Annotated in this window: 13 protein-coding genes, 1 tRNA gene and 1 pseudogene; 11 read left to right on the forward strand and 4 right to left on the reverse strand. The window is 63.8% G+C overall.

What is annotated here, in order from left to right; translation table 11 throughout:
- A pseudogene (locus FXB41_RS03025) lies at window positions 1-255 on the forward strand (methyl-accepting chemotaxis protein); the annotation flags it as partial.
- Window positions 256-420: 165 nt separating this feature from the next.
- Here the strand turns inward: FXB41_RS03025 and FXB41_RS03030 are convergent.
- Window positions 421-759, reverse strand: coding sequence for a DUF3175 domain-containing protein (locus FXB41_RS03030; protein ID WP_219679400.1), 339 nt, complete (start codon window positions 757-759; stop codon window positions 421-423).
- A 182-nt stretch (window positions 760-941) separates the two neighbouring features.
- Between FXB41_RS03030 and FXB41_RS03035 the strand changes: the two genes are divergently transcribed.
- The 3 genes from FXB41_RS03035 (at window position 942) to FXB41_RS03045 (ending at window position 4968) form a co-directional block, all read left to right on the forward strand.
- Window positions 942-2441, forward strand: a complete 1500-nt coding sequence (locus tag FXB41_RS03035; RefSeq protein WP_219679403.1) for an MFS transporter — start codon at window positions 942-944, stop codon at window positions 2439-2441.
- Window positions 2442-2444: 3 nt separating this feature from the next.
- Window positions 2445-3266, forward strand: coding sequence for a trehalose-phosphatase (gene otsB, locus FXB41_RS03040; protein WP_027515103.1), 822 nt, complete (start codon window positions 2445-2447; stop codon window positions 3264-3266).
- Window positions 3267-3504: 238 nt separating this feature from the next.
- On the forward strand, window positions 3505-4968 hold the full coding sequence (locus tag FXB41_RS03045; protein WP_219679405.1) for a trehalose-6-phosphate synthase: 1464 nt from the start codon (window positions 3505-3507) through the stop codon (window positions 4966-4968).
- A 48-nt stretch (window positions 4969-5016) separates the two neighbouring features.
- On the opposite strand, the gene FXB41_RS03050 is transcribed toward FXB41_RS03045, so the two are convergent.
- On the reverse strand, window positions 5017-5358 hold the full coding sequence (locus FXB41_RS03050; protein WP_219679407.1) for a hypothetical protein: 342 nt from the start codon (window positions 5356-5358) through the stop codon (window positions 5017-5019).
- A gap of 196 nt (window positions 5359-5554) precedes the next feature.
- Between FXB41_RS03050 and FXB41_RS03055 the strand changes: the two genes are divergently transcribed.
- Window positions 5555-5644, forward strand: a tRNA-Ser gene (locus FXB41_RS03055).
- A 599-nt stretch (window positions 5645-6243) separates the two neighbouring features.
- On the opposite strand, the gene FXB41_RS41875 is transcribed toward FXB41_RS03055, so the two are convergent.
- Both FXB41_RS41875 and FXB41_RS03065 read right to left on the reverse strand, forming a co-directional pair.
- Window positions 6244-6798 (reverse strand): PaaI family thioesterase, encoded by a 555-nt coding sequence (locus tag FXB41_RS41875; RefSeq protein WP_376707479.1) that lies wholly within the window; start codon window positions 6796-6798, stop codon window positions 6244-6246.
- Window positions 6799-6811: 13 nt separating this feature from the next.
- The gene (locus tag FXB41_RS03065) at window positions 6812-7816 is read right to left on the reverse strand and encodes a quinone oxidoreductase family protein (protein ID WP_219679411.1); all 1005 of its coding nucleotides are present in this window, start codon (window positions 7814-7816) and stop codon (window positions 6812-6814) included.
- Window positions 7817-7895: 79 nt separating this feature from the next.
- On the opposite strand from FXB41_RS03065, the gene FXB41_RS03070 reads away from it, so the two are divergent.
- From FXB41_RS03070 to recQ, 6 genes are all read left to right on the forward strand, one after another.
- Entirely contained in the window at window positions 7896-8459 is a 564-nt protein-coding gene (locus FXB41_RS03070) for a TetR/AcrR family transcriptional regulator (RefSeq protein ID WP_007599128.1), read from the forward strand.
- A gap of 547 nt (window positions 8460-9006) precedes the next feature.
- Window positions 9007-10581, forward strand: coding sequence for an amidase family protein (locus FXB41_RS03075; protein WP_219679412.1), 1575 nt, complete (start codon window positions 9007-9009; stop codon window positions 10579-10581).
- 379 nt (window positions 10582-10960) lie between these two features.
- Window positions 10961-12262 (forward strand): O-acetylhomoserine aminocarboxypropyltransferase/cysteine synthase family protein, encoded by a 1302-nt coding sequence (locus tag FXB41_RS03080; RefSeq protein ID WP_219679414.1) that lies wholly within the window; start codon window positions 10961-10963, stop codon window positions 12260-12262.
- A 12-nt stretch (window positions 12263-12274) separates the two neighbouring features.
- Complete coding sequence (gene metA, locus FXB41_RS03085) at window positions 12275-13276, forward strand: homoserine O-succinyltransferase MetA (RefSeq protein WP_219679416.1); 1002 nt, start codon at window positions 12275-12277, stop codon at window positions 13274-13276.
- Window positions 13277-13380: 104 nt separating this feature from the next.
- Window positions 13381-14124 (forward strand): polysaccharide deacetylase family protein, encoded by a 744-nt coding sequence (locus FXB41_RS03090; RefSeq protein WP_219679471.1) that lies wholly within the window; start codon window positions 13381-13383, stop codon window positions 14122-14124.
- A gap of 124 nt (window positions 14125-14248) precedes the next feature.
- Window positions 14249-16114, forward strand: a complete 1866-nt coding sequence (gene recQ, locus FXB41_RS03095) for a DNA helicase RecQ (protein ID WP_219679418.1) — start codon at window positions 14249-14251, stop codon at window positions 16112-16114.
- The last annotated feature ends 9 nt before the right edge of the window (window positions 16115-16123 follow it).

The raw sequence follows: 16123 nt of genomic DNA on the forward strand, positions 1-16123 counted from the left end.
TCGTCGATCTCGACGTCGATAGCGAGCGCAGTGGAGCAGCAGGGCGCGGCGACGCAGGAAATCGCGCGCAGCGTCCAGACCGTCGCGCAGGGCACTCAGACCGCTGCCACCGACATCGGCCAGGTCAACCGCGGTGCCGCCGAAACCGGCTCGGCTTCGGAAGAGGTGCTGCATTCGGCCAAGACGCTGTCGTCCGAAAGCACCCGCCTGCGCGCCGAGCTCGACCGCTTCATGGGGAATATCCGCGCGGCGTAAGGCCCGAAGCGCGCCACGCACTCCGCCGTCGTCCTGGCGAAAGCCAGGACCCATTACCCCAAGGAGGAGTTGTCGGGCGAACTGCTAACCCCGAGTCATCGCCAACTGCTCACTGGGGTAATAGGTCCTGGATCGGCGCTGCGCTTGTCCAGGATGACCTGGCGCTCACTCCCTCCCGAACGCCCGCTTCAGCTCCACCTTTGCCCGCTCCAGCCGGGTGCGCTGCGTCTGCGGCAGCGTCTTGCCGGCGCGGTTGATGTAGAACGTCAGCATCGACAGCGCCGAGCGGTAGGCGCCGGTCTTGCGGCGCGCGCTGTGCTCGGCCGAGCGCTTCAACGAAGTCGCGATTTTCTTCGCGCTGGTCAGCTTGAACACGCCTTGTTTGAGGTCGAGCGCGTCGCTCTCCTTCGTCACGCGCTGTGACCAGCGCTTCGGTGCGGCGCGTCTGGTGCTCTTGCGCGCCGATGTTTTGCGAGAATGTGTCGTCTTTCTGGCATGAGCCATGCGTCAACTCCTTGCGGCTCCACCGAAAACCAGCGGCGCCAACGGTCGTTCCACCGGGAACCTGCCCTCGCCGCAGACGTTGTCGCAGGTGGCAGGCGGAATGCCGCACCCCCTTGATCGGATCGCCCCTGTCCACGCCATGTGAACCGGGGCCATGTCCATTGGTCAGATGCAACAACGCGATGGAATTGCAGCGAAGCCTAGCGCCGGACGATGGACCTGTGGTCTCCAAGGCGGTCGCGAAGGCGGCCGCGGGCGACCGCATCATCGAAACCAGCATTCCCGCGCGACTTGACGTGCTGCCGTGGAGCGGGTTTCACACCCGCGTCGTGCTCGCGCTCGGCATCACCTGGATTCTGGATGGCCTCGAGGTGACGTTGGCCGGCGCGCTCTCCGGCGCGCTGAAGCAGAGTCCCTCGCTGCATTTCTCCAATCTCGATCTCGGCATTGCCAATTCCGCCTATCTCGCAGGCGCGGTGCTCGGCGCGCTCGGCTTCGGCTGGCTCACCGACCGCATCGGTCGCAAGAAGCTGTTCTTCATCACACTCGCGCTCTATCTCTCGGCGACGGCCGCGACGGCTCTGTCATGGAATGTCGCGAGCTACGCACTGTTTCGCTTTCTCACCGGCGCCGGCATCGGCGGCGAATATACCGCGATCAACTCGACCATCCAGGAACTGGTGCCGGCGCGCTATCGCGGCTGGACTGATCTCGTCATCAACGGCAGCTTCTGGATCGGTGCCGCGATGGGTGCCGTAGCGGCCATTGTGCTGCTCGATCCCGCAGTGATCGGCCCTGATCTCGGCTGGCGCCTCGCTTATCTCATCGGCGCGGCCATCGGCCTCGTCGTGCTCTTGATGCGGATGTGGATTCCGGAGAGTCCGCGCTGGCTGATGATCCACGGCCGTCCCGACCAGGCCCACGCCATCGTCGACGAGATCGAACGCTCGGTGCTCGGACACGACCAGGATACGACCGACGGCCGCTTCGCCAGGATCCGCCTGAAAATGCGGAGCCACACGCCGATCCGCGAGGTCGTGCACACGCTGTTCTCGGTCTATCGCCAGCGGGCGATGGTCGGCCTCGTGCTGATGATCGCGCAGGCCTTCTTCTACAACGCCATCTTCTTCACCTTTGCGCTGGTGTTGACCGATTTTTACGGCATCAGCGCCGATCATGTCGGCTGGTATCTGCTCCCCTTCGCCGCCGGCAATTTCCTCGGCCCGCTGCTGCTCGGCCGCCTGTTCGATACGCTCGGCCGCCGGACCATGATCATGTTCACCTATGGCGCGTCGGGCCTGTTGCTGGCGCTGTCGGGCTATCTGTTCTCGATTGGCGCCTTGAGCGCGCAGGGGCAGACCATCGCCTGGATGGTGATCTTCTTCTTTGCCTCGCCCGCCGCGAGCGCCGCCTATCTCACCGTCAGCGAGACGTTTCCCTTGGAAGTCCGCGCGCTCGCGATCGCCGTGTTCTACGCGGTCGGCACCGGTATCGGCGGCGTGATCGGCCCCGCGCTGTTCGGTGCGCTGATCGACACAGGGTCACGCACCAGCGTGTTCGCAGGCTATTTGCTGGGGGCCTTCCTGATGATCGCAGCCGCGATCGTGGCGTGGCGCTATGCCATCTCGGCGGAACGCAGATCGCTCGAAGAAATCGCGCGGCCGCTTGCTTCCATGGAGTAGACTATGAAATCGGAACTGGCTGAATTGGATCAAGAGCGCACCATGGTCGACGATGAAGCGCCCGATGCGGTGCCGGTGCCCCACGCGCTCGTGCCGCATCTCAATGAAACAGCGATCCTGCTCGACATCGACGGGACGCTGCTCGACCTGATGCCGACGCCGCGCGAGGTGTGGGTGCCGCCCGGCCTGTCGGAAACGCTGAACCGGTTGACGGAGCGCACCTCGGGCGCACTGGCGATGGTCAGCGGCCGTTCGCTCAACGACATCGACCTGATCTTCGCGCCCGATGTCTTTCGCGCCGTCGCCGGCCACGGCGCGGAGATGCGGCTTTCGGTGGACAACGAAGCCGATGCCGTCAGCGCGCCGCCGCTGGACAAGGAATTGAAGCGGCGGCTCGCGGCGGTCGCCAAGCTCAGTCCAGGCATTCTGCTTGAGGACAAGGGCTATTCGCTGGCGCTGCACTACCGTCTTGCGCCGCATGCGGAGAAAGCGATCTATGAATCCGTCTCGTTGATCCGCGCCGACCTGCCCAATGCACCGATCGAGGTGCTGCCGGGCAAGTTCGTTTGCGAGATCAAGCATTCCGGTTTCACCAAGGCGACCGGCGTGCGCGAGTTGATGAAGCACGAACCTTTCAAGGGACGCCGTCCGATTTTCATCGGCGATGACGTCACCGACGAGACCGTATTCGCGATCATGCCCGACATGAACGGGCTCGCTTTCTCGGTCGGCCGCCGCGCTATGGGTGTCAACGGGCACTTCGACGCGCCGAACGACGTGCGCACGTTCCTCGCGCGGCTGCTCGACGACTCAAGGTTGGAATAAGGCACCGACATCTCGGAGCCACATATCGCGCGCGTAATTCCCCAGCGCGCCCGTTTCATGCTGTGCGCGCCACGGTAACCCAAACCGACTTTGTGTAGCGAAATCGTCGGGTTCCCTGGAGGTAAACCGGTTCCAACGCGCACGCCCGATTTTGGTTTCAATTGGTGCAAAGGATGATCAGGAACCATATTGATGAACGGCAGTTAAACGGGTGGAATGAAACAGGAGGGGACGACCTGTGAACTTAGTCGTCGTTTCGAATCGCGTCGCACGCGGCAAACCCAACGAGCCCATGACGGGCGGTCTCGCGGCGGCCTTGTTACCCGTCGTGGAACATTCGGGCGCGATCTGGGTGGGTTCCTCGGGCCGTGTGCGTGACGGTCATCAAAAGGAGCCGTTCGCCGAAATCGAAGCATTAGGTTCGGGCGCGATCGCGACGCTGGATCTGCCGGCGGCACACTATGGCGGGTATTACGAGGGTTTTGCCAATTCGGCGCTGTGGCCGGCGCTGCACTCGCGCAGCGATCTGATCCGCGTCTCGCGTGACGACTATGTCAGCTATCGCGAGGTCAACGCCTTCATGGCGCGCGCCTTGATGCGCTTCCGGAAAGCACAAACCGCGTTCTGGGTGCAGGATTATCATTTCCTCGCACTCGGCGCGGAGCTGCGGGATCTGGGCGTCGACGATCCGATCGGCTTCTTCCTCCATACGCCATGGCCTGTCGCCGCGGTGATGCAGGGCGTGCCCAATCATCGCGAGCTGATCACGGCGATGCTGGCCTACGATCTGATCGGCTTCCAGACCCATGACGACTGCCAGAATTTTCTCGGCTATGTCGCGGGCGAACTCGGCCTCGCCGTCGAAGACGGCGTTGCGATCTCGCAGCATGGCCGAACGCGCTGCGAGGTGTTTCCGATCGGCATCGACGCCGAGAAGTTCGCGCAATACGCGGCGAAGTCGGCGTCGCATCCGGACGTGTCGCGGCTGCGCCGCAGCCTCAACGGTGAGCGACTCGCGATCGGCGTCGACCGGCTCGACTATTCCAAGGGCCTCGTCAACCGCATCAGCGCGTTCGATCGACTCTGGACCGAGCATCCGCAGTTCTCGCGCAGCATTTCGCTGTTGCAGATCGCAAATCCCTCGCGCGGCGCCATCGAAGCCTATGGCAATTTGCAGAACGAGGTCGCGCGGCTCGTGTCCGATGTCAACGGCCGCCACGGTGAGGCCGACTGGACACCGATCCGCTATCTCAACAAGGGCTTTAGCCAGGCCGTGCTCGCGGGACTCTACCGCACCGCGCAGATCGGCGTGGTGACGCCGCTGCACGACGGCATGAACCTGGTCGCCAAGGAATATGTCGCCGCACAAAACCCGGCCGATCCCGGCGTGCTGGTGTTGTCGAAATTCGCCGGCGCGGCCAACGAACTCGACGCCGCGCTGCTGGTCAATCCGCACGACATCGACGGCATGGCGCGCGCGATCGCGGTCGCGGCCGCGATGCCGCTCACCGAGCGCAAGATGCGCTGGGATGCGATGATGAAGAAGCTGCGCGGCCACACCATCCAGCAATGGTCGGCGGATTTCGTCGCAGAACTGGAGAAGTGCCGGACGGAGAAGGCCGCGGTTGCGCCGCTCGCCAACCAGCCGCCGCAAGCGCTGCGCTGGCTCAAGTCGGCGATATCGGGCGTGCGGCTGATCTAGTCTCCTTCCCCGTTCATTTCGGGGAGGGCAGGGGCGAAGACGAGAGCCTCAATAGCAATACGACACGCCTTCCAGAATCGCGCACTGCCGCTTGTTCGGCGCGTTCGGATCGTCGAGCGGCACCATGCCCTTGCCCTGGCCGACGAACACGCCGGGCCCGACATGCACCGAGCTCTTGTTACCGATGATGACGCTCTGATGCGGCGTCGCGCTCGAACGCGTGCCGTCCGGCCAGAGGATGGCATCGCCCGAAAGCATCCCGCGCCGTCCGTCGTCACAGCTGACGTCGCCCCCTTGCCGGGTGCAGACCTGTGCGGCGGCGGGCCCCGCGAAGGCGGCGGCAAGGGCCGAAACCAGGCTCAGCACGGCGATGGTGTTGCGGACGGTCATGGTGCCCCCGGACGTGTTTGACGGTCTTGAGTGAATCGTCGCACCAAACCCGCCGCCGGTTCAGCCAGCAGGCGGTTCCGAGCGTTAGCGTTGCGCCTGATATTGTCTATAAAATACAATATCTTACGGAAAAATCACCCGATTTCCCCGCGATCCCTTGCAAAATCATCGGCGCCCCTTCAAGAGAGTGCGCTCCGGAGAGATGGCCGAGTGGCTTAAGGCGCACGCTTGGAAAGCGTGTGTGCGGGAAACCGTACCGTGGGTTCGAATCCCACTCTCTCCGCCATTGCACGATTTTGTACGCCAATCTTCGATATTGGACTTTTCTGCGCACCATCGTGCGCTGTTGCCCCGGTCAGGCGCCCCAGAGTAGCTGACAATTACATTAGCCGGCGCAGATTTGCGGTGATGACAACAACGGCTAAGTAATTTCTCGCCGTCTTTCCTAGACGACAAAACCGGAATCGCGCACGCCCTTGCGGTGGCCTGTCCGGTGCCGGACGAGGTTTCCGTGACGATCGCGGTCCTGCGAATGTCTCCCGTTTGCTGGCTTGTCACAGACACTCTCTGTTTCATGTCGGCCGACCCGCGTGCTTGTCGGCGCGTGGCGTCTGACATCCGTGTGGAGTCCCGTTGCTGCACCAAGCAACCCCGCCCAAGCCCGCAGGCCGCCTCCGCGAGCGGCATTACCGCTCGATGTCCTGATCGCTTAACGCGCATGACGTCCGTCCCTTTGATCCGCCAGTATCATCGCTGCCAGCGGTGCTGCGACGTAGTGGCCAAGTTCGATCACCTTGACACCCGCGAGTGGACGATCGGTCGTCCCGGTGATGCGAAACCTCGTAAGGTCCTTTGAAGGCAGCAATTTGGTAAATGCAGCGACTGCTAGTCTTGTTTTCGCGGAGCGAAAATCACGCAAGTCGTTGTGCCGTGCGCAAGAAGCTTGCCCGTGTCATCGACGATGCGACCCTCGGCAGTAGCGCCTTGTCTGCCGCGGTGAACTACGACGCCCGAGGCGATAACAGGGCCCGGTCCCGGCTTTAGCGGACGGGTGAGATTCACAGTAAAGTTCGTTGTCGTATAACCCTCGCCTTCATCAAGTGTCGTATGGACGGCACAGGACATCGCCGAGCTCAAAATCACGGCGAGGTAACCACCGTGCACAACCCCTCCTGGGTTTGCGAACTGTGGTCCGGGCCAACCAGTAAACTCTGTGCTGCCGTGCTCTGCCGCGGACAACTGGAAATTCAGTGGCATGCAGATGGGAGCGGCTGGCGCGCCTGTGCGCAAAAGCTCGCGGAAGAGCGCTAGCCCTCCATTCTCTCGCGATGCGGGACGCTCGTCGCTCATCGTCATGGTTTCCTCCCTTTTCAAGACAGCCGGCCTGCCATCTTCGGTTCCGACATATCGGCGGCGTGCTGCGTGCCGCCGTTGATACATGGCGCTGCTTAGCTCAAGGGGCGGTCAGCGACGGCTTGAGCACGTATTTTCCCGTCGCCTGCCGCGCTTCCATGATGCGGTGAGCTTCGGTGGCCCCTTCGAGTGGCAGCCGCCCGGCAACCTCCACATGAAGGCGCTGTTCGATCACGAATCCTGCAACGGTGTCGAAGGCCTTCTGCGCTTGATCCGGCCGAGCCTTGAACCAGTGGCTGACGTAGTAGCCAATCACGGCTTGGTTCATCGGCATCAGGCGTTGGGCGATGAAAGAAGAGGGCTTCCTGCTGGCGGTCCCATAGACGACGAGGCGCCCGAATGGTGCGAGCGCGGCCAGAGCCTGGTCGAAAAATGCGCCTCCGACCATATCGAGAACCACATCGGCCCCGCGTCCGCCGGTGAGCCGCTTCACCTCGCGCGGCCAATCATCGGTGGTAGAGTCGATGGCGTGGTCGGCGCCCCGCGCCAAGGCTTGCTGCCGGCGTTCGGGTGTGCTGGCGCCGGCAATGACGCAGCCGGCGCCCAAAATCTTGGCGAGCTGAATTGCGTAGTTGCCAACGCCTCCGGCGCCGCCGGGAATGAAGACAGATTCGCCGGGCTTGAGCCGTCCAGCGTCCTTGAGCATTTGAAAAGCAGTCACGCCGGCAACGACAAGCGTGGAAGCGACGTCAAAATCGAGTCTTGGGTCCAGTTTGATGACGTTGTCGACGCCGGCGAGGGCGTACTCAGCGTAGCCGCCAAGACCGTCTCCGCCGAAAAACGCGAACACCCGATCACCGGGATGCAGCGTTGTGACACCCTCGCCAACGGCGTCGACGACACCGGCGGCTTCGCTGCCGAGGATCGCCGGCAAAGGTGTCCGCAGTGGATAGGGATCACCGCGCCGACGCACGATGTCGGCGTAGTTGACGCTCGCCGCTTCGATCCGGATGAGCACTTCGTCAGCCCCGGGCTGCGGTTTCAAAACCTCTTCCACCCGAAGCGCCTCAGCATCGCCGTAGGCATGCAACAATACCGCCTTCATAGATCCCCACCCTCTATTATGACACTTGTCCTAACGTCTCTACGTCTATAGATAAGACGATCGTCCTAGTCAAACGCCCATGACAGCCCATTCACCGCGCGAACAGATGATTTTGGCCGCCATGTCTCTCTTTCAGAGAGAGGGCTATGCCGCGGCCTCATGGCGGCGGCTGGTCCAGGAGTCGGGAGCGCCCTGGGGTTCCGCCTATCACTATTTTCCGGATGGTAAGGAGCAGGTTGGAGTCGCCGCTCTCGAATGGGCTGCACAAAATGTCGCTGGGGGCATCGCGCAGTGCTTCCCCGAAGGCGGCCGCGCTGCGGAGGGTGTCCGCAAGTTGTTTGCGGGGAGCGCGGCACAGTTGGCAAAGTCCGGGTTCACCGCTGGCTGCCCCGTGTGCACCGTTGCATTGGAAACTGCACCCCAATCTCAGGCGCTCACCAAGGCATGCAAGAACGCTTTCGGTCTCTGGCACCAAACGATTGCTGATGGTTTGATCCGATGCGGAATGGCCCCGAAGAATGCGGAGACGCTCGCGCCAGTAATCTTGGCCGCCTTTGAAGGTGCTCTCATTCAGGCGCGCGTGGCGCAATCGCAGGAGCCTATGCGCGCGTGTGGAGCTCAGATTGCCCGGCTTTGCAATTGAGAGCTTCGACTGAAGCTCTACGTCCGTCGAGGGTCACGGCCGGGGAGGGCTGCTTCTTGCGCGAAGGGGAGACGAGTGCTCTGATGGCAAAGTTTTCCGATGTATTTCCAGTGTTGACGCACGGGACCGTTTGACCTTCTGGTCTCGATTAGGGCTTTCTCCAACTCTTCTGCCCGTCTCCAGCCCTTGGTAAGGCAATTGGTCCGTGGTAGCGCTCCCGCTACCACCTCCCGTCCCTCGCGCACGCCCGCGACGCCCCCTTCCATCGGCGATCGCCACCGACATGGGATGCTGTGTGGCTGTAGGCAAACGTCCCAATTTGTCACTCTCCAAACGGCGACGTCAAAAACCCGCTCGCGATGCCGCAATCTGGCGGCAGTTCATTCCATCATTCAACCGATACATGCGTCACGGGAGACGACCTCATGAGCGTCTCGCGCGCCTTCGGCCGCCACAACGCGCCCCGACGCCGCGCCATGCAGAAACGCGCCTGCACACGGTCGTGTGAGCTCCATAACTTCGGCAGCGCAATTTGAGGAGATGCGACGTGGCGAAGAAGACGGCGACCAGGAAGAAAAGTGCTGCAAAGAAAGCAGCGAAGACCTCCAGCAAGAAAAGCGCCGTTCGCAAGAGCAAGGTCGCGAAGGCTGCAACGAAGCCGGTGAAGCGGGCCCCCCAGCGCAAATCATCAGCACCACGCCGCCCAAAAGGCCCGGCCTGGCAATGGTCGGCGGTCGAGACCGCAGCCGCAATCCGCTCCGGCGCCATCTCCGCGGTCGAGACTGCCGAGGCGCATCTGGAGCGCATGCGTGCAGTCAACCCGAGGCTGAACGCCGTCGTCGTCGATCTCTCGGAGGAGGCGCTGGCTGCGGCCCATGCGGCCGACAAGCGGCGCGCCAAGGGCGGCGAGCTCGGCCTTCTGCACGGCGTACCGATCACGATCAAGGAGAATGTCGATTACGAAGGCCGTCCCAATTTCAACGGCGTGCCGGCCAACAAGGATCTCATCGCGCCGTCGGATTCGCCCGTGGTGCGCAACCTGAAGAAGGCCGGCGCGATCGTTATCGGCCTCACCAACACGCCGGAATTCTCCTTCCGCGGCTTCACCGACAATCCCTTGCACGGGCTGACGCTCAATCCCTGGGATCCTGATATCACCTGCGGCGGCTCCTCGGGCGGTGCGGGTTCGGCCGTCGCGGCTGGCATCGGCACCATCGCGCACGGCAACGACATCGGCGGCTCGCTGCGCTGGCCGGCGCATTGCAACGGTGTTGCAACCATCAAGCCGACGCAGGGGCGTATTCCTGCGTTCAACGCGAGCGCAACCGCCGAGCGGCCGATGCTGGCGCATCTGATGTCGGCGCAGGGGCCGCTCGCCCGCCACGTCGCCGACGTCAGGCTCGCGCTCGAGGTGATGAGCCAGCGCGATCCGCGCGATCCCTGGTGGGTGCCGGCGCCGCTGGTCGGGCCGAAGCCGAAGGGGCCGATCAAGGTCGCGCTCGCCAGGATTCCTGAAGACATGGACGTCGATCCGCACGTCGCGGCGGCGTTGCGCCAGGCCGCCGATCATCTGGAGCGTTCCGGCTATCGTGTCAGCGAGGTCGACGTGCCCGACATCGACGGCGTCTGGCAGACCTGGTGCGACATCATCACCAACGAGACGATGGTGATGCAGGAAGCCGGCATGCTGAAGGTGACGTCCGAAGACTTCCACAAGGCGTGGGGCGGCATGAAAGCCAAGGCCAACGTGCTCGACCTCAAGGCCTGGATGCAGGCGACCGCCGCGCGCAACGGCCACATCCGCGCCTGGCAATTGTTCTTCGAGGAATATCCGGTGGTACTGGCACCGACCACGGTGAAGTCGATTCCAGGCCCGCGCGAGGACACGGTTAGCCCCGAGCGCGTGCGCGAGATTTTCTGGGGCGAGATCCGCTTCATCTCCGCGATCAACGTGCTGGGCCTGCCTGGCGCCGTGGTGCCGGTGATGCTGCACGATGGCAAGCCGATCGGCGTGCAGCTCATTGCCGGGCGCTATCGCGAGGACCTCGCGCTCGATGCAGCGGCTGCGATCGAGAAGCGGGCTGGTGTGCTCGCTCGTCGGCTATGGGAACAGATGGACTGATAGGGCAGCGAAGTTTGTTTCCCTCTCCCTTTGTGGGAGAGGGTGGCGCGCCGCGCAGCGGCGAGACGGGTGAGGAGTCTCTCTCCGCTAACGCAAGCTTGGCCGTATGGATAGAGACCCCTCATCCGGCGCTTCGCGCCACCTTCTCCCACAAGGGGGAAGGGAGTGCAGCGTGGTTGCCGCCGCAAACCACAAAACTTCATTAATCCAATTTGACTTGAATTTTAGCCAATTCCCCAACAAGCGTTAGGGTTACTTCCTCGATCTCTAGACGAATTATTGTCCGCTTTACCACCCGCCTCTAACAGAGGGACGGCGGACAACGCACATGCCTCATACAGGCCAATAAGTGCGGCCCGCTCCACGCGGAGGTGGCACGATGCGCAACGAGACGATCGCTATTCACGCCGGCTACGAGCCCGAAGCCACCACGCACGCTGTTGCCGTGCCGATCTACCAGACCGCGGCCTACGCCTTCGACAGCGCCGATCACGGCGCGGCGCTCTTCAATCTCGAGACCGAAGGCTATCGCTACAGCCGCATCGCCAATCCGACCAGCGCGGTGTTGGAGAAACGTATCGCCGAGCTCGAGGGCGGCGTCGGCGCGCTTGCGGTCGCGACCGGGCAGGCCGCGCTGCATTTCGCCTTCGTCAACGTCGCCGATCACGGCGGCAACATCGTTTCCGTGCCGCAGCTCTACGGCACCACGCATACGCTGCTCTCGCACATCCTGCCGCGGCAGGGCATCACCGGCCGCTTCGCCGAGAGCGACAAGCCCGAGGCGATCGAAAAGCTGATCGACGAGAACACCCGCGCCGTGTTCGCCGAAACCATCGGCAATCCCGCCGGCAATGTCTGCGACATCGAGGCACTGGCGAAGATCGCCCATGCCCATGGCGTGCCGCTGATCGTCGACAATACCGTTGCAACCCCCATCCTGCTCAAGCCGTTCGATTACGGCGCCGACATCGCCGTGCATTCGCTGACGAAATTCCTGGGTGGCCATGGTACCACGCTCGGCGGCGCCATCGTCGATTCCGGAAATTTCCCCTGGGCCAAGCACGTCGATCGCTTCCCCGGCTACAACAAGCCGGACGCCTCCTATCACGGCCTCGTCTATGCCGAGCGCTTCGGCAAGACGGCGTACATTGAGCGCGCGCGCAGCATCTATCAGCGCACCATGGGTTCGGTGCTGTCGCCGTTCAACGCCTTCCTGCTGCTCCAGGGCATCGAGACCGTCGCGCTGCGCATGGAGCGCCACTGCGAGAATGCCCGCAAGGTCGCCGAATTCCTGCGCAAGGATCCGCGCGTGGCCTGGGTCAATTACACCGGTTTCCCGGACAGTCCTTATTATCCGCTGGTCCAGAAATATCTCGACGGCAACGCCTCGTCGCTGTTCACCTTCGGCATCAAGGGCGGCATGGAAGCCGGCAAGTCCTTCTACGATGCGTTGAAGCTGATCACGCGCCTCGTCAATATCGGCGATGCCAAGTCGCTGGCCTGCCATCCGGCCTCGACGACGCACCGGCAGATGTCTGCCGAGCAGCAGCGGGTCGCCGGCGTTTTGCCGGAAACGATCCGCTTGTCGATCGGCATCGAGCATTGCCAGGACATCATCGAGGACCTCGACCAGGCCCTGGAAAAGGCCTGCCGGTCCGCGCGCCTCCAGGCCGCGGAGTAGGCGGCGGCGCCGATGACGATCCTGATCGACAGGGATCAAGGCATATCGAGCCCGGCGCTGGTGCCGGGGGCGGGCGATCTGGCGCGCGAGCACGGCGACACAGAGCTCACCATCGGATTGATCAACAACATGCCGGATCCGGCGCTGAAGGCGACCGAGCGGCAGTTCATGAAGCTGCTGCAAGCCGCAGCAGGTCCGCGCCGCATCCGCTTTCACTGCTTCTCGCTGCCCTCGGTCAAGCGCTCGCCGGAAGCGAAGTGGCATGTCGAGAGCGAATATTCGGAACTCACCGAGCTCAGGCGCCACAGGTTCGACGGCCTGATCGTGACCGGCGCCGAGCCGATCGCGCCCGAGCTCGACCAGGAACCGTACTGGCGCGACCTCACCGAGCTGATCGACTGGGCCAAGGTCAACACGCGCTCGACGATCTGGTCGTGCCTCGCTGCGCACGCCGCGGTGCTGCATCTCGACCGCATCGAACGGCGGCCGCTCGCCGCCAAATGTCACGGCATTTTCGACTGCGAAGCCGTGACCGGCGATCCGCTGACGCGGGCCGCGCCTGCGCCGCTCAAGGTCTCGCATTCGCGCCTGAACGAGATCGCCGAGAGCGACCTCGCGCAGGCCGGCTACCAGGTGCTGACGCGTTCGGCAAAGGCCGGCGTCGACATCTTCGTCCGGCAATATGCCAGCCGCTTCGTGTTCTTCCAGGGCCATCCGGAATATGACGCGCTGTCGCTTCAGCGTGAATATCTGCGCGACATCGGCCGTTATCTCGCGCGTGAGCGCGACAATTATCCGCATTTGCCCGTGAGCTATTTTGACGCTGCGACGGAAGAGAAGCTGGTCCGCTTCGAGAAGCAGGCAAGGCACCAGCGCCACCCCGCGCTCAGCAACGAGCTGCCCGCGCTGAATTTGCGCACCGATATCGCCGCTGGCAGCGCCGCGGCGGCATTGTTCCGGAACTGGCTGCAATATCTCGGCGCGGGGACCGATGCGTCGGTGCTTGCGCGTTAGGTCGGGACGACGAGCTCGACGTTAGGACTAACGAAGTGTGAAGCTTGCCTCGAGCAGCGTACGAATGCTTCAGTGAGGGGCGGGACAGACAGGAAATGCGAGTCGTGTGGTCGGCACTCCAGGGACGCGTGAGCAATCGGCTGGCCCGGCATTTCCGCGTCGCGCCGCATCGGCTGCCCGCGAATGCGCCCATGGTGAGCTTCACCTTCGACGATGCCCCCGATAGCGCCGCAGGCGAGGGCGCCGGGCTTCTGGAGCAGCATGGCGGTCGCGGTACCTTCTATCTCGCCGGCAGCCTGGTCGATCGTCCCTCGGACCACTGGCACGGCCTGTCGAACGACGCCATCGTGCGGCTTCACCGGGCCGGACACGAGATTGCCTGCCACACCTTCTCGCACCAGAGCGCGGTCGGTCTCGACGAGACCGCCATGGCCCGGGAGATCGAGCGAAACCGCAGCCATTTTCGCGGCATTGATTCCTCGATCACGCTGGAAAATTTCGCTTACCCCTACGGCATCGCGTCGGTGTGGCGCAAGCCGCAGCTCGCCAAGACCTTCCGCTCGGCGCGCGGCATCCTTCCCGGAGTCAATCGCGACGTCATCGACCTCCAGTTCCTGCGCGCCTCGCCCCTGGTCGATCGCGAGATCAATACGACGGGTGTCGATCGCTATTTCGACGAGGCGGTCGAGAGCGGCGGATGGCTGATCTTCTACGGTCATGACGTCGCCGACGCGCCGAGCCCATATGGCTGCACGCCGCACCTGATGCGCCATGCGCTGCAGGCCGCCGGGAAGCGCGACATGCCGATCGTGACGGTCGCGGAAGCGCTGCGACGGATCGGCGCGTAAGAAAGTTTTCTTCCCACAAAGGGTGGGGGAAGGCGGCGTCCGGCGGAGCAAACGGTCTTGCCACGCCTGCGCGGTCATGCGACTGGCCTTGGGACGAATCTCACGGCCTCACCCCGACATGCCCATGTCCTCTCCTTCCACCGCTCCGCTGTCCGCGCCGGCCCAGGGCCGCGATGCGTTGTCGGTGCTGCGTTCGGTGTTCGGCCTGCCCGGGTTCCGCGGCGCGCAGGGTGAGATCATCCGGCACGTCACGGACGGCGGCAATTGCCTGGTGTTGATGCCGACCGGCGGCGGCAAGTCGCTGTGCTATCAATTGCCGGCACTGCTGCGCGAAGGCTGCGGTGTCGTGGTGTCGCCCTTGATTGCGCTGATGCGCGATCAGGTCGCCGCCATGCTCGAAGCAGGAGTCAACGCCGCCGCGCTGAACTCGTCGCTGACCCCGCAGGAAGCGTCCGACATCGAGCGGCGCCTGATCGCGGGTGATCTCGACCTGCTCTATGTCGCGCCGGAACGGCTGCTGACGCCGCGCTGCCTGGCGCTGCTGGCGCGGGCGAAGGTGGCGCTGTTCGCTATCGACGAGGCGCATTGCGTCTCGCAATGGGGCCATGATTTCCGCCCCGAATATGTCGGCCTGTCGGTCATCGCCGAGCGTTTTCCCGACGTTCCCCGCATCGCGCTGACCGCGACTGCCGACGAATTGACCCGCAAGGAGATCGTCGAGCGGCTTGCGCTTGCAGACAGTCCGCACTTCGTCTCCAGCTTCGATCGTCCCAACATCCGTTACGAGATCGTCGACAAGCGCAACGCGGTGTCGCAGCTCAAGGATTTCATCCGGGAGCGTCACGCGGGAGATGCGGGCGTCGTCTATTGCCTGTCCCGCAAACGGGTCGAGGAGGTCGCCGCCGCGTTCGACGACGCCGGCATTGCCGCGTTGCCTTATCACGCCGGGCTCGACAGCAGCGTGCGCTCGCGCAACCAGGACCGCTTCCTCAACGAGGACGGCATCGTCATCGTCGCGACCATCGCTTTTGGCATGGGCATCGACAAGGCCGACGTGCGCTTCGTCGCGCATCTCGATCTGCCCAAGAGCATCGAGGCCTATTACCAGGAGACAGGACGCGCCGGCCGTGACGGCAAGCCGTCGGCGGCCTGGATGGCCTACGGTCTCTCGGACATCGTGCAGCAGCGCCGTATGATCGACGAGTCGAGCGGCTCCGACGAATTCAAGCGGGTCTCGATCGGCAAGCTCGATGCGCTTGTTGGCCTGGCCGAAACGCCGCACTGCCGGCGCCGGCGGCTGCTCGCCTATTTCGGCGAGATCGTGATGGGCGAGGGCTGCGGCAATTGCGACAATTGCCTGATGCCGCCGAAAATGCGCGACGGCAAGGTGCTGGCGCAAAAACTGCTATCCTGTGCCTATCGCACCGGGCAGCGCTTCGGCGCGATGCACCTCATCGACGTGCTGATCGGACGGCTCACCGAGAAGGTGACGCAGTTCGGTCACGACAAGCTCACCGTCTTCGGCATCGGACGCGAGCTCAACGAGAAGCAGTGGCGCACGGTGCTGCGGCAGCTCGTGGCGATGGGACATTTGCTGAGTGACAGCGAAGCGTTCGGCGCGCTTAAGCTGACGGATTCGTCGCGCGGCGTGCTGCGGGGCGAAACGGAAGTGTGGCTGCGCGAAGAAGCGCCCGGCGCCCGGATCCGTTCAAGCCGCGCCAAGTCCCGCCGCGGTGATCTTGCGCCTGCGGCCGGCGCGGCGCAGGGCGATGTCGATCCTGAATTGCGCGCGCGGCTACGAGCATGGCGCTCGGAGATTGCCCGCGCACGTGGCGTGCCGGCCTACGTCGTGCTGCACGACGCCACCATCGACGGCATCGTTCGCGCATGGCCGACCACGCTGGACGAGCTGCGCAATGTGCCCGGCATCGGCGACAAGAAGCTCGAGCATTACGGCGACGAGCTGCTGCAGATTGTCAGGACGCGGTAGGGCGCGCCA

Source organism: Bradyrhizobium canariense, from assembly GCF_019402665.1.
Taxonomy (GTDB): domain Bacteria; phylum Pseudomonadota; class Alphaproteobacteria; order Rhizobiales; family Xanthobacteraceae; genus Bradyrhizobium; species Bradyrhizobium canariense.